Consider the following 13,544-nt stretch of genomic DNA (forward strand, 5'->3'; position numbering starts at 1 on the left):
CAGCGATCTAAGAGGGCACGCCATGGCTACGGCTCACTCGACCACCCTGGCGCGGTGGCAGCGCATAGAAGCACTGGTGCACGGCTGGCTTGAGCAGCGCCAGAGAATCATCGTTCTGTTGTGCAAGATTCAGGGGCTGCGGGGCTTTGAAGAAACCCGCCCGCGCTCGATCCAGATTCAGGTGCAGGAATTCTGCCAGTTACTGATGGACTACATCAGCGCCGGCTATTTCGAGATTTACCAGGAGTTGGTGCGCGAGGCTCGCCAGTTCAGCCAGGGTCAGCCGGTGATCGCCCAGCACCTGCTCAGCCAGATGGACGACTCCACCGCGGAAGCGCTCGCCTTCAACGAAGACTTCGATACCCGCGACCACTGCATCAGCCAGTTGGCGCAATTGCCCGAGCGCCTTACCCTGCTCACCGAGATGCTTGAGGAGCGGTTCGCGCTGGAAGACCAGCTTATTCTCAGTGTTCATCAGCAGCCGGCGCCCCGGCAGCGGGCGGTGATGACGCATTGAATAGCACTTGTTGTTCAAGCGCTTCAGACAGGTCCCCTCTCCCCTTGCGGGAGAGGGACAGGGAGAGGGGGCGACGAGGTTTCACGCCTTCCCGCCGGGATCTCCCTCTCCCCAACCCCTCTCCCGCGAGGGGAGAGGGGCTTTACAGCCAGTGAGCGGGCACCGTTACTCGGTGTCTGCTTCGGCGGCGTCGCCGCTGTCATCGGCGGGGGCGGCTTTCTCGGCCTCGTCACCCTTGCCTTTCACATCCAGCAGTTCCACTTCGAACACCAGCACTTCGTTGGGGCCGATGTCGCCACCGGCGCCTTGCTCGCCATAGCCCAGCTCCGGCGGCAGGTAGATCTTCCACTTGTCACCGACTTTCATCATCGGCAGCGCTTCCTGCCAGCCGGGGATGATGTGCTTGAGCCCGAAGGTGGCGGGCTTGCCGCGCTCCACGGAGCTGTCGAACACGGTGCCGTCCATCAGCGAACCGGTGTAGTGCACTTCCACGGTGTCGTCGAGGGTCGGTGACTCAGCGCCTTCTTCACCGGATTTCAGCACTTCGTACTGCATGCCGCTGTCGGTGGTTTTGATGCCGTCTTTTTTGGCGTTCTCTTCGAGGAATTTCTTGCCCTCGTCGAGATTGGTCTTCGCCTCTTCCTTCATCTTGGCCTGCTTTTTCTCCATCATACGCATCTGGTAATCACGGATAAGCTGGTCAAGATCCTCGTCGCCAAGGCGCGATTCCGGCTTGTCTTTGAAACCATCACGCAGGCCGGCCACCAGGGCATCCACACTCAGGCCTTCCATCGCACTCATTTGCTCAGCGCTACGGAAACCCAGAGCGTAAGACGCTTTCTGGTCGTCATTTTTGATTTCCACGTCACTGCCGGCGTCATCTTTCGGTCCGCCACAGGCCGCCAGCAACACGGTACCGGCAAGCACGATTCCCAACTTCTTCATTCTGCCTCCATTGGCTATGGTTGTTTTTCCTGCACCGGAGATCCCTCCCCGCGCATGTTTTCCGCGGTGACTGCGGTCGGCGCTTCGATGGTTAACGGTTCACGCGGCCACCCCCGGCAGCGGAACCTGACCATACTGCCAGCTTCCCCGGGAGTCACGCCAGCGATGAGCCGCTTTTCACTGCCTCGCCGATGCGCCGGCCATGAGCGGCCCAGAAACATCGACATCCGATAACGCCTGACCCCGCTTTCCCCCAATTGGTTCCCCGGCCTACACCGATACCCCGCGCATTGTGCCCCTAAGGAGCCCGTGAATCACGCCTTGAGCACTCTAGCATTCCGACAGGCTCGCTCGGATGCCCGGGCTGTGAAAACGACAATCGCCGCCGAAGCCTTCACGATACCCGCCAAACCCGGGTTATAGTGTGTCCTGACAGCTCAAGGAAAAAGTGAGATCCCGATCACGGACATCACGGCTTCCAGGGGTTTGTCAGGGGGAACAAACGATGTCCAATAACACAATGGATCCCACCATGGCGCCGCCTTCGGCACGACGTGTCGGCCGCCACGATGAGCAACGCCTGGTGATTCTGGTATCCAACAGTAAAGGTGGCTGCGGCAAGACCACCCTGGCCACCAATCTGGCCGCCTATTTCGCCCATCAGGGCCAGAGCGTGACCCTGCTGGATCTTGATCCACAGCAATCCGCCACCCAGTGGGTGCGCCTGCGCGCCGATCCACGGGTGGAATCGCTGGGCTGGCCCCATGACGAGCCGGTGTCGCTGGGGCGGCTGCGCGAACAACTCGGCCGTGCCCAGGATATCGTGGTGATCGATTCACCCGCCGGCATGGATCGCCATACCCTGGATCACGTGCTGCGCATCTCCCAGGTGGTGCTGGTGCCGGTGCTGCCCAGCCCGATTGATATCCGCGCCACCACCCGCTTCGTGCAGACCGTGATGCTGGCGCCCAGCTACCAGCGCCGGCCGCGCCGGCTGGCGGTGATCGCCAACCGCGCGCGCACCCGCACCTTGATGTACGAAGCACTGCGGCAGTTTCTCAGCAGCTTGAAGATTCCCTATCTGGTGACCCTGCGCGACACCCAGCAGTACGTGCAGTCGATGTCCTCGGGGGCCAGCATGCTCGACATGAACGACGCCCGCTTTCAGGAAGACCGCCAGAGCTGGCAGCGGATCGGCGAGTGGTTACAGGTGCAACGGCATCTTATCCGCTCAATGCCGGGTTTTCACTGAGCTCGTTGAGCAACGCCTGCAACGCTTCGCAACGCGCCGCGTCGGGCACCACCACCAACAGCCAGCCCAGAGTGGACTGCGCTTCGCCGCTGGCCGGCGCGGCGCCGGCCAGGGCACCAAGTTGCTGCAGCAGCAGCCGCTCGCCCTCCAGTTCCGCCTCCTGGATCTGCCGTTTCAGCTCGCCGGTGCCCTGTCCGGCGGCGGCCCTGCGCCGCACCTCGCGCAACGGCCGCAGATACTCGCCCTCGAACTGCTCCGCGGTGATCAGAATACGCCGCCCCAGGGCCGCATCCGGACGGCGGCCACTGGTGGCCGCCCACAGCGCCACCAGCACCGCCGCCACCGGCACCGCGAACTCATCCTGCAGCCGCAAACAGGCGCGTTCGATGCCGCGATCGCGCCACAGAGTTACCGCGAAGCGCCACAACTGTGTCTGTTGCATTATCGATCTCCCACTGCCCCGGCGCCGGCCCTTCTGTTGCGCGCGCCGATCCCATACACTGCGCCGGTCCTGATTCTCGCGCTGTCACCGGCTCCAAGAGCCGGTTCACCACACAGCCAGCAGGCCCTATTCCTGCGATCACTCAGCGACGTAAAGATCATCAACAGGCTCTTATACCATGCTGTCCCTGGAACACATCAATCTGCGTCGCGGCCCCGAGCTGTTGCTCGAGGATGCCAGCTTTACCTTGCACCTGGGTACCCGCGTGGGCCTGGTGGGCAAAAACGGCAGCGGTAAAAGCTCCCTGTTCAAACTGATCATCGGCGAACTGGAAAGCGACGGCGGCACCCTGAACCGGCCGGCGGACTGGCGCGTGGCGATGATGGCCCAGGAAGTACCGGCGCTGGCGTGCCCGGCGATCAGCTACGTGCTCGACGGCAACCAGGCCCTGCGCCGCGCCGAAGCGGATCTGGACGCCGCCCAGCAACACGCCGACAGCGACGCCATTGCCCGCGCCCACGCCGAACTGGACGGCCTGCGCGCCTGGGAGCAACCGGCCCGCGCCGCCATCCTGCTGGCCGGCCTGGGGTTCAGCGAGGCTCAACAGCAACAGCCGGTGAGCGCCTTCTCCGGCGGCTGGCGCATGCGCCTGAATCTGGCCCAGGTGCTGATCAGCGACGCCGACCTGATGCTGCTTGATGAGCCCACCAACCATTTGGATCTGGACGCCATCCTGTGGCTGCAGCAATGGTTGGTGCAGCACCCCGGCGCACTGATGCTGATCTCCCACGACCGCGCCTTCCTGGACGCCACCGTGTCGGAGATTCTGCACATCGAGCGCAACGCCCTGAAGCGCTACAGCGGCAATTACTCGGATTTCGAGCGCCAGCGCGCCGAGCAGCTTGCCCAGCAGCAGAAAATGCACGAGAAGCAGCAGGCCCAGGTGGCGCACCTGCAAAAATTCATTGATCGCTTCAAGGCCAAAGCGACCAAGGCGAAACAGGCGCAGAGCCGCGTCAAGGCGCTCGAAAGGCTGGAGCTGATCGGCCCGGCGCATGTGGATTCCGGGTTCTCGTTCCACTTCCTGACGCCGCAAAAGCTGCCCAACCCGATGATCGTGCTCGACCAGGCCGATTGCGGTTACCCGGGCGCCCCAATTCTGCGCGCGGTGAGCCTGAGCCTGCGTCCGGAATCCCGGGTCGGGCTGCTGGGGCCCAACGGTGCCGGCAAATCCACTCTGATCCGCACCCTGGTGGGCGAACTGGCCGCGCTCGGCGGCCATCTGGAGCGCAACCCGGACCTGAAAGTCGGCTACTTTCATCAGCAGCAGGTGGACCGGCTCGCGGCCGATGACACCCCGTATCAGCTCATCAACCGCCAACACCCGGGCTGGAGCGAGCAGCAGATTCGCAATCAGCTGGGCGGTTTTGGTTTTCATGGCGACGCCATTTTCGACCTGATCGGCCGCTTTTCCGGCGGCGAGAAAGCCCGCCTGGCGCTGGCGCTGATCGTTCAGCAAAAGCCGGCGTTGCTGCTGCTCGACGAACCCGCCAATCACCTGGACCTGGAAATGCGCGAGGCGCTGACCCTGGCCCTGCAGGAATTCGAAGGCGCCGTGCTGCTGGTGTCCCACGACCGGCATCTGCTGGAGACCACGGTGGACGAATTCCAACTGGTCGCCGAGGGCACCGTGCGCCCCTTCGATGGCGACCTGGACGATTACGCCCGCTGGCTGCAGCAGGCGCGCCGGGACGCCGCCCGGGCTTCCGGCTCGGACACCGGCCGCATCGCCGGCAAGGACGACGCCAAACAGCGGCGCCAGGACGCCGCCCGCCGTCGTGAGCAATTGCGCCCGCTGAAAAAAGAGATGGAAAAACTGGAACGGGCCCTGGAAAAAGAGAGCGCCGCCCTGACCGAGGTGGAAACCGCGTTGGGCGATGAAACGCTCTACACCGACAATGGCCGCAAAGCCGAGCTCAACGATCTGCTGACCCGCCAGGGCCAGCTCAAAAGCCGCCATGAAGAGTTGGAGGTGGCGTTACTGGAGGCGATGGAAAAACTGGAAGACGCCGAAAACACCTGATCACGGCAAGCCGCTTTAACTTTTAACTTTCAACTTTTAACTTCTTTTTCTTTAACACCGCCGCGCTGCCGGCGCCGCAGGCCACCACCGATTTCATCATCTGCTCAATGGGAATGTCCGGGCGCCGCTCCACCAGCTCTTCGTGAACGTGATAAATAAACCCGGACGTGGGGTTCGGCCCGGTGGGCACGAACACGGTGAACAGGCCGTTGTCGTGGCGTGAGGTGATCAACCCCAGCACCGTGGTCGGCACCTGGCGGCCATACAGCCAGATCAGCGCCACTTCGCCTCGATGGAAGGGGCTGTCCTGGCTGCCGCCGAACAACTGCATGGTGATCTCTTTGACCAGCCGGTAACCGGGCAACAGGGCCAGGGTGCTGGCCTCCAGGCGCTGCCAGAACCAGCCGCCAAAGCGGGTCGACACCAGCATGCCGATCAGAAAGCAGAACACCACCAACACCGCCACCACCAGCCAGTCGGCGGCGAAGCGGGGCAGGCCGAAGGTGCGCACGAACACGCTGGTGAACGGCGCGATCAAGCCGGTGGCGGCGTCGTAAATCCATTTGAAAAAGAACGCGATGATCGACACCGGCAGCAGAATAACCAGGCCACCGAGCAACGACTTGCGAATAAAAAACCAGATCCGGTTGCTGCCACTGCTCATGGGGCCGGTGTCTCCTGTTCGGGGTCGAGGTACCAGATTCGATTGACGTACAGACAGCGCTCGCCAGTGGGGGTTCGCACCCGCGCCTCATCGTCCTGGCGCTTGCCCAGCAACGCCCGCGCCAGCGGTGCGTCGACGCTCACATAGCCGCGCGCCGCGTCGGCTTCATCCGGCCCCACCAGGCGGTAGGTTTCCAGTTCGCCGTGGTCGTCTTCCAGCTCCACCCAGGCGCCGAAAAATACCTTGCCGACGTCCTCGGGCACCCGGTCGACCACGGTCATGCCGTCCAGCCGCTTGCTCAGGAAGCGAATGCGGCGATCAATCTCACGAAGCTGCTTCTTGCCGTAAATATACTCCGCGTTTTCCGAACGGTCGCCCTGGGCGGCGGCCTCCTGCACCGCCCGGGTCACCTCCGGGCGCACCTGTTTCCACAGGGTGCGCAGCTCGTCGTCCAGGCGGCGATACCCCTCCGGGGTAATGTACTTGGAAGCGGGCTGGCCTTTCGGACGCCAACGGCCCATGGCTGTTCTCTCCTGTCTGAAATCCAGCAAACGGACGGTTCATTTTTCCATCGCGCCGGGGAGTTGGTAAACTGCGTCCCGCCCGGACACCCTGCCCCCGGCCCCCTTACTCCCAACCGGAGACCCGACATGACCTTCAACCGCGCTTCCTGGCCGTCCACCCGCCTGCGCCGTATGCGCAAGGATGACTTCTCGCGCCGCCTGATGCGCGAGAATACGCTCACCGTGGACGATCTGATCTACCCGGTGTTCGTGCTCGATGGCGACAACCGCACCGAGGCGGTGCCTTCAATGCCGGGTGTGGAGCGCATCAGCATTGATCTGCTGTGCCGCGAGGCCGAACAGCTGGCGGCGCTGGGCGTGCCGGCCATGGCGCTGTTTCCGGTGACACCGCCGGAGGCGAAAAGCCTGGACGCGGCCGAGGCCTTCAATCCCGAGGGCCTGGCGCAGCGGGCCACCCGCGCGATCAAGAAGGCGGTGCCGGAAATGGGCGTGATCACCGACGTTGCCCTGGACCCGTTCACCACCCACGGGCAGGATGGCATTCTTGACGAAAACGGCTACGTGATGAACGACGAGACCGTGGCCACGCTGGTCCGTCAGGCGCTCTCCCACGCCGAAGCCGGCGCCGACATGGTGGCGCCCTCGGACATGATGGACGGCCGCATCGGCGAAATCCGTCAGGCGCTGGAGGATGAACACTACACCCTCACGCGCATCATGGCCTACTCCGCCAAATACGCCTCCGCCTACTACGGCCCGTTCCGTGACGCGGTGGGCTCCGCCGCCAACCTCGGCAAAGCGGACAAAACCACCTACCAGATCGATCCGGGCAACTCCGACGAGGCGCTCCACGAGATCGCTTTGGACCTCGCCGAAGGCGCCGATGTGGTGATGGTCAAGCCGGGTATGCCGTATCTGGACGTGGTGCGCCGGGTCAAGGACGAGTTCCGGGTGCCGGTGTACGCCTACCAGGTGAGCGGCGAGTACGCCATGCACATGGCGGCGTTCCAGAACGGCTGGCTGGATGAAAACAAAGTGATGATGGAATCTCTGCTGGCGTTCAAACGCGCCGGCGCCGACGGCATTCTCACCTACTTCGCCAAACGCGCCGCGCAATTACTCAAACAGCAGGGTTGAGACAACCGGCCTGATGCCTTTTTTTGTAGGAGCAGGCCGTGCCAGCGACGTGTTTTGGCCGAATCATATGGCGCCGTTGCCGCGAATTGTTTTTGGCCTCGCAGGCAAAAGATCAACATCGTCGCTGGCATGGCCTGCCCCTACAAAATGCACCGCCCAACCACAGGTCGTGCCAACGACGTTTTTGAGATTGGCCCGCGCCGCTCAGAACCGGTAACGCACGTTGCCGTTGATCACCCGGCGTTCGCCGTAGCCACAGTCAAAGCCCTCACCCCGGCACCAGGACACATACTCCTCGTCACCCAGGTTCTGGGCGTTGACGCTGAAATCCCAGGGGCCGGTGGTGTAGCCCACCAGAGCGTCCACCAACGTCACCGACGGCACCGTCGGGCCACCGCCACTGCCAACGTTATCGCCCACGTAACGCACCCCGGCGCCGAAGCGCAGGCCATTTTCCATTTCGTATCTGGCCCAGCCGGAGGCGGTTTCTTCCGCCACATAGGGCAGGCGGACGCCAGTGCTGTCGTCCTTGGCGTCCAGGCGGGTGTAGTTGGCCAGCAGTTCCACGTTGCCAAGGCGCTTTTTCACCTGCAGTTCCCAGCCGTCCACCACCGCGCCGGTCTGGGTCTGGGTCAGCGGACTCTGCGGGTCCGGGAACACCTGATTCTCTTGCTCGATGTCGAACCAGGCGGCGGTCACTTCCAGGCTGCCTTCCGGCGACAGGTATTTGACCCCGGCTTCCTTTTGCTTGCCGGTGGTGGGATCGAGCCCTTCGCCAGCGGTGTTGGTACCCAGGTTGGGCACGAACGCTTCCGAATAACTGATGTACGGCGCAATGCCGGAATCGAACCGGTACATCAGGCCCAGCCGGCCGGTGGTGGCGGTGTCGTCCTTGCGGGTGTCGGCGACACCGTTGGCGCCCAGGGTGCGGCTGGAGGAATCGTCGTAACGCAGCGCGCCGGACACCACCATCCGGCCGATTTCCATGTGATCGATCAGGTAAACGCCGGTCTGTTTGATCTCGTTGTCGTTGGCGTCCTGGGGGTCCAGTTCCGCGTAGTTCACGTCGCCGTAGACCGGGTTATAGACGTTGATATCGGTGCCGGCGCCGGAGAAGACATTGTCCTGTTCCCAGAGGGCATCCTGGCGGTCCACCCCCAGGGCCAGGGTGTGGCGGGTGGCGCCGATGGCGATGTTGCCCTTAAGACGTACGTCGACGTTTTTCACTTCCGTGTTCTTGTCGTCCATATAAATGGTGCGCGCCATGTTGCCATCGGCATCGAGGGTCGCGCCCACCTGGGTCCAGTGCTCACGGGTCTCGGTTTCGGATTTGGAGTAGCGGGCGGTGGTGGCCACGCCCCAGTGGTCGTTGAACCGGTGATCCACGAACAAGGTGACTTCGTTCTTTTTGCGGTCGTAGCGGTCCCAGCCTGGCTCGCCGACGAAGGTGCTGGTGGGAATGTGGCCCTTGGGGCCGTCGTAGAGAGTGCCCACCGAGGGCAGGAACTGGGCGGACACGCCGCCGTCGTTTTGCTGGCTGTTGAACAGCAGGCTGACGGTGGTGTTGTCGGTGGGCAGCCAGGTCAGCGACGGCGCGAACAGATAGCCGTTGTCGTCGACGTGGTCCACCTGGGTGCCGCTTTCGCGCTTGAGCGCCACCAGCCGGTAGAGCAGTTTGCCGTCTTCGGAGAGCGGCCCGGTGACATCCCCGGCCAGCTGCTTGCGGCCAAACGAGCCCCCCTGGGCCCACAGCTCGCCCTGCTTGACCGGCTTGGGCAGCTTGGACACCGCATTGATGATGCCACCCAACTCCGCCTGACCGTACAGCGTGGAAGAGGGCCCCTTCAGCACTTCCACGCGCTCCAGACCGTACACTTCCGGCCGCACATTGTTGTAGGAGCCATAAAGATTGCGCAGCCCGTCCAGATAGGAAGACGGATTGAGACCGCGCACCTTGGCCGAGTCACCGCGGGTATCCAGGCCAAAATTGCCGGCGTAAACGCCGGAGGTATAGGTCAGGGTGTCCTGAATGTTCTTGGCGCCGGTGTCCTCGATGAATTCCCGGCCCACCACGCTGATCGAAAAGGGGGTGTCCTGCAGCGGCACGTCCAGCTTGCCGGTGGACGCCGCCTCGCCGGCATTGATGTAATCACTTTCGGCTGGCGCCTGGGCCTCCACATCCACCGCCGGCAGGGCGTTGGCCTGTGGGACGTCAGCGGCGAAGACGGGCGCGGTGAGCAACGCCAACATCGAAAACGCGGGGACGGCGGGTACGCGAACGCGGGCCTCGCCCGGCAGCCAGGGTCGGTACGGCATGGTATCTCCAGGGGGAAGAAGGCAAAAGCAAACAAAAATGATAACGGTTCTCATTATACATTGCGGAAGACCGTTGTGAAGCCCGCTTTTGCCCGGCTGTCATTGCCTTGTCATGTTAATGTCATGCAATAGGACGCTCCGCTGTTAAGGGTCAGGGTGCGAGCATGAACGCCAACGCCGACATCGAGGCTATCGATCTGAGCAATCCGGATTACTACATCAATCGGGAACTGAGCCTGCTGCAGTTCAATCTGCGCGTGCTCGAACAGGCCATGGACGACACCCATCCGTTGATGGAGCGTCTTAATTTCCTGCTGATCTTCTCGTCCAACATGGACGAATTCTTCGAGATCCGCGTGGCCGGTTTGCGCAATCGGGTGGAAACCGGCACCGGTGAGCCCGGCCCGGACGGCATGCTGGCGCAGGAAATGCTCGATCAGATCAGCCGCATTACCCATGAGGCGGTGCACCGCCAATACCACATTCTGCAGAACATTCTGCTGCCGGCTCTGGCCGGGGAGGGCGTGCACTTTCTGCGCCGGGAACATTGGAATGCGAAACAAACCGAGTGGGTGAAAAAGTACTTCCGCGACCAGGTGTATCCGGTGTTGACGCCGATCGCTCTGGACCCGGCCCACCCGTTTCCGAGGCTGGTCAACAAGAGCCTGAATTTCATCGTCTCTCTGGATGGCAAAGACGCGTTCGGCCGCTCCACCGGCCTGGCCATCGTGCCCGCGCCGCGCTCGCTGCCGCGCCTGATCCGCTTGCCCGCCAGCGTCTGCGAGAATGGCGACGATAACTTTATTTTCCTGTCGTCGATGATTCACGCCCACGTCAGCGATCTGTTTCCGGGCATGCGCGCCACCGGCTGCTACCAGTTCCGGGTCACCCGTAACGCCGACCTGGAAGTGGACGAGGACGCCGAGGATCTGGCCAGTGCTCTGAAGGGCGAGCTGCTTTCGCGCCGCTATGGCGATGAGGTGCGCCTGGAAGTGGCGGACAATTGCCCTCGCCATCTGATCGACTACCTGCTGGAGCAGTTCGAACTGGGCGAACAGGATGCCTACGAAGTCAACGGGCCGGTGAATCTGGCGCGTATGTTCACCAGCGTCAATCGGCCCCGGCTGCATTACGCACCGTTCACGCCCCGGGTGCCGGCGGCGGTGCGCCAGGCCGAGAGCCTGTTCGCCGCCATCGACCAGGGCGACCTGCTGTTCCACCACCCGTTCGAAAGTTTCTCACCGGTGGTCAACCTGCTCGCCGAAGCGGCCCGCGACCCCAAAGTGCTGGCGATCAAACAAACGCTGTACCGCACCGGCATCGATTCCGAAATTCTCGATCATCTGGAAACCGCCGCGCGCAACGGCAAGGAAGTGACGGCGGTGGTGGAATTGCGCGCCCGCTTCGACGAGGAATCCAACATCGAAGGCGCACGCCGGCTGCAGGAAGCGGGCGCCATGGTGGTGTATGGCGTGGTGGGCTATAAAACCCACGCCAAAATGCTGCTGGTGATCCGCCGCGATGGCGAGGGCATTAAGCGTTACGCCCACCTGGGCACCGGCAATTACCATATGAAAACCACGCGGCTGTACACCGACTACGGGCTACTCACCGCCGACCCGGGCCTGTGCCAGGACGTGCACAAGATTTTCCAGGAACTCACCGGCATGGGCAAAGCGGCGCGGCTCAAGCAGCTCAAGCACGCGCCGTTCACCCTGCACCCAGCACTGCTGGAATGGATCGAATTCGAAACCGAACAGGCCCGCGCCGGCAAGCCGGCGCGGATCATCGCCAAGATCAACTCACTGACCGAAGAGCGCATCATGCAGGCGCTTTACCGGGCCAGTCAGGCGGGCGTACGGATCGACCTGATCGTGCGCGGCATCTGTTGCCTGCGTCCCGGTATTCCGGGGCTTTCCGAAAACATTCGCGTGCGCTCGATCATCGGCCGCTTTCTGGAACATACGCGGGTGTATTACTTCCATCACGCGGGTGAGGAGCGGGTGTATTGTTCCAGCGCGGACTGGATGGACCGCAACCTGTTCAACCGGGTGGAAACCTGTTTCCCGATCAACCAGCCAGCGCTGAAAAAACGCATTATCGAACAGGGCTTGGAGCTGTATCTGCGCGACAACACCCAGGCCTGGTTGCTGGCCCCCGAGGGCGATTACCACCGTGCCACTCCAGCGCCGGGGGAGGCGCCGTGCATTGCCCAGCAGACGTTGCTGGCGGAATTGACGGGGGGAAGCTGACGCTAGGCGCCTGACGCCTGACGCCTGACGCCTGACGCCTGACGCTAAGATCAAACCCCGCTACTGAGCGCATTGCGACCGCGTAGATGGAAGGCTGCTTTACCCTCACATCGCAGAAAACACTTCGAGCCCTTCTGAGCCAGGGTTAAGCGTCTGGCGTCTGGCGTCTGGCGTCTGGCGTCTGGCGTCCAAGCGTCAGCGCTATCCCCGCACGTCCAACTGATAGCCGGCGCTCTGGAAATACTCCTGTTCCTGTTCCAGGTCGGCGAGGGTCAAAGGATGCTCGTTTAACCAGCCCTCGGGAAACTTCAGCACCAGTTGAGTCGGTCGCGCGCTCGCCTGCAGAGGCGGCAGCGGCACCTTGCTGCGGGCGTGATGCAGCCGACAGGCCAGGCGCAGCAGCAAACACAATCTGAGCAGCCCGGTCTGATCATCCTCGGGGCATTCCGCGAGTACATTCAGAGGCACCTTACGGCGGTGCCCGCGCACCAACAGCGCCAGCGCTTGCTGCTCCTGCCGGGAAAAACCGGGCAAATCCGACTGCGACACCAGGTAGGCACCGTGTTTGTGGAACTGTGCGTGGGACACCGCCAGGCCGATTTCATGAATCAGCGCCGCCCAGCGCAGATCGGTCGACGCCGTTTCATTCCGCAATTGCCAATCCGAGGCCACCTGGGCATAAAGCGCCTGGGCGGTTTCCCAAACCCGCGCGGCCTGGCCACGGTCAACGCGATAGCGATCCATCAGCGCCTGGATACTGCGCTCGCGCACATCTTCATGGCGGAAGCGCCCGAGCAGGTCATAGAGCAACCCTTCGCGCATGGCGCCACTGGACACCTGCATGGCCGGCAACTCCAACTGCGCGAAGATGCCGAACAGAATCGCCAGCCCGGAGACAAAAATCGGTTTGCGGTCGTCGCGCAGCCCCTTCAGCGCCAGAGCCTCCACGGAACCCGCCTTGATCACCTTGCGGCGCAGCTTATCGAGCGCATCAGCGGTGATCCCTTCACTGCTCCAGCCGTTCTCCTCGCACACCTGGGCAATCGCCTTGATGGTTCCGGAAGCGCCCACCGCCTGCCCCCAGCCGGATTGCCGATAGTCCGCTTCAATCGACAGCACTTCTTGGCGGGCGGCGGTCACGGCACGCTGGAAGGCGCGCTCACTGATCTGGCCATGGGCGAAAAAACGCTGGGCGTACCTCACGCAGCCCATGTGCAGGGATTCGGTTTCCAGCGCGTCGAAGCGCTCGCCGATGATCAGCTCGGTGGAGCCGCCGCCAATGTCCACCACCAGCCGCGGGCCCGGGTCATCGGCGAGGCTGTGGGCCACCCCCAGATAGATCAGCCGCGCTTCCTCGCGGCCCGCAACGATGTCGATGTCATGGCCCAGCACCTGCTCCGCCCGGCGGATAA

General features: G+C 63.1%; 11 protein-coding genes. 5 read left to right on the forward strand and 6 right to left on the reverse strand.

All coding sequences use genetic code 11. The features are described 5' to 3' along the window. Positions 1 to 22 precede the first annotated feature (22 nt). The gene (gene rsd / locus CGS25_RS09775; RefSeq protein WP_101675343.1) at positions 23 to 517 is read left to right on the forward strand and encodes a sigma D regulator; all 495 of its coding nucleotides are present in this window, start codon (positions 23 to 25) and stop codon (positions 515 to 517) included. Between the two features lie 165 nt (positions 518 to 682). Here rsd and CGS25_RS09780 read toward each other — a convergent pair whose 3' ends face one another. Next, positions 683 to 1,462, reverse strand: coding sequence for an FKBP-type peptidyl-prolyl cis-trans isomerase (locus tag CGS25_RS09780; protein ID WP_101675344.1), 780 nt, complete (start codon positions 1,460 to 1,462; stop codon positions 683 to 685). A 505-nt stretch (positions 1,463 to 1,967) separates the two neighbouring features. On the opposite strand from CGS25_RS09780, the gene CGS25_RS09785 reads away from it, so the two are divergent. Continuing rightward, complete coding sequence (locus CGS25_RS09785; RefSeq protein ID WP_232802345.1) at positions 1,968 to 2,714, forward strand: ParA family protein; 747 nt, start codon at positions 1,968 to 1,970, stop codon at positions 2,712 to 2,714. On the opposite strand, the gene CGS25_RS09790 is transcribed toward CGS25_RS09785, so the two are convergent. After that, positions 2,686 to 3,156 carry a TIGR02444 family protein gene (locus CGS25_RS09790; protein WP_089034281.1) on the reverse strand — a complete coding sequence of 157 codons (471 nt, stop codon included), beginning with the start codon at positions 3,154 to 3,156 and terminating at the stop codon, positions 2,686 to 2,688. The two genes, CGS25_RS09785 and CGS25_RS09790, sit on opposite strands and share 29 nt — an antisense overlap. 178 nt (positions 3,157 to 3,334) lie before the next feature. Between CGS25_RS09790 and CGS25_RS09795 the strand changes: the two genes are divergently transcribed. After that, on the forward strand, positions 3,335 to 5,239 hold the full coding sequence (locus CGS25_RS09795; RefSeq protein ID WP_101675345.1) for an ATP-binding cassette domain-containing protein: 1,905 nt from the start codon (positions 3,335 to 3,337) through the stop codon (positions 5,237 to 5,239). A 22-nt stretch (positions 5,240 to 5,261) separates the two neighbouring features. Here CGS25_RS09795 and CGS25_RS09800 read toward each other — a convergent pair whose 3' ends face one another. Together CGS25_RS09800 and greB are read right to left on the reverse strand one after the other, a co-directional pair. Beyond that, a complete protein-coding gene (locus CGS25_RS09800; RefSeq protein ID WP_101675346.1) occupies positions 5,262 to 5,903 on the reverse strand; it encodes a DUF502 domain-containing protein in 642 nt (213 codons plus the stop codon). Beyond that, positions 5,900 to 6,424, reverse strand: coding sequence for a transcription elongation factor GreB (greB, locus tag CGS25_RS09805; protein WP_089034278.1), 525 nt, complete (start codon positions 6,422 to 6,424; stop codon positions 5,900 to 5,902). Before greB ends, CGS25_RS09800 begins: the two co-directional genes overlap by 4 nt. 129 nt (positions 6,425 to 6,553) lie before the next feature. Here greB and hemB point away from each other — a divergent pair, with 129 nt between their 5' ends. Further along, on the forward strand, positions 6,554 to 7,564 hold the full coding sequence (gene hemB, locus CGS25_RS09810; RefSeq protein ID WP_089034277.1) for a porphobilinogen synthase: 1,011 nt from the start codon (positions 6,554 to 6,556) through the stop codon (positions 7,562 to 7,564). A gap of 204 nt (positions 7,565 to 7,768) precedes the next feature. On the opposite strand, the gene CGS25_RS09815 is transcribed toward hemB, so the two are convergent. Beyond that, positions 7,769 to 9,880: a TonB-dependent siderophore receptor gene (locus CGS25_RS09815; RefSeq protein ID WP_232802346.1), complete on the reverse strand. Its 2,112-nt coding sequence runs from the start codon at positions 9,878 to 9,880 to the stop codon at positions 7,769 to 7,771. Between the two features lie 164 nt (positions 9,881 to 10,044). On the opposite strand from CGS25_RS09815, the gene ppk1 reads away from it, so the two are divergent. Further along, positions 10,045 to 12,132, forward strand: coding sequence for a polyphosphate kinase 1 (gene ppk1 / locus CGS25_RS09820; RefSeq protein ID WP_101675347.1), 2,088 nt, complete (start codon positions 10,045 to 10,047; stop codon positions 12,130 to 12,132). Between the two features lie 201 nt (positions 12,133 to 12,333). On the opposite strand, the gene CGS25_RS09825 is transcribed toward ppk1, so the two are convergent. Further along, on the reverse strand, positions 12,334 to 13,544 hold a 1,211-nt coding region (locus CGS25_RS09825), incomplete at its 5' end, for a Ppx/GppA phosphatase family protein (protein WP_101675348.1).

Source organism: Alloalcanivorax mobilis, from assembly GCF_002864685.1.
GTDB classification, from domain to species: Bacteria; Pseudomonadota; Gammaproteobacteria; order Pseudomonadales; family Alcanivoracaceae; genus Alloalcanivorax; species Alloalcanivorax mobilis.

Bases quoted from the DNA above. Each gene is read 5' to 3' on its own strand.
- CGS25_RS09780 (WP_101675344.1), bottom strand. From the start codon at position 1,462: ATGAAGAAGTTGGGAATCGTGCTTGCCGGTACCGTGTTGCTGGCGGCC.
- CGS25_RS09790 (WP_089034281.1), bottom strand. From the start codon at position 3,156: ATGCAACAGACACAGTTGTGGCGCTTCGCGGTAACTCTGTGGCGCGAT.
- rsd (WP_101675343.1), top strand. From the start codon at position 23: ATGGCTACGGCTCACTCGACCACCCTGGCGCGGTGGCAGCGCATAGAA.
- CGS25_RS09800 (WP_101675346.1), bottom strand. From the start codon at position 5,903: ATGAGCAGTGGCAGCAACCGGATCTGGTTTTTTATTCGCAAGTCGTTG.
- ppk1 (WP_101675347.1), top strand. From the start codon at position 10,045: ATGAACGCCAACGCCGACATCGAGGCTATCGATCTGAGCAATCCGGAT.
- greB (WP_089034278.1), bottom strand. From the start codon at position 6,424: ATGGGCCGTTGGCGTCCGAAAGGCCAGCCCGCTTCCAAGTACATTACC.
- CGS25_RS09795 (WP_101675345.1), top strand. From the start codon at position 3,335: ATGCTGTCCCTGGAACACATCAATCTGCGTCGCGGCCCCGAGCTGTTG.
- CGS25_RS09815 (WP_232802346.1), bottom strand. From the start codon at position 9,880: ATGCCGTACCGACCCTGGCTGCCGGGCGAGGCCCGCGTTCGCGTACCC.
- hemB (WP_089034277.1), top strand. From the start codon at position 6,554: ATGACCTTCAACCGCGCTTCCTGGCCGTCCACCCGCCTGCGCCGTATG.
- CGS25_RS09785 (WP_232802345.1), top strand. From the start codon at position 1,968: ATGTCCAATAACACAATGGATCCCACCATGGCGCCGCCTTCGGCACGA.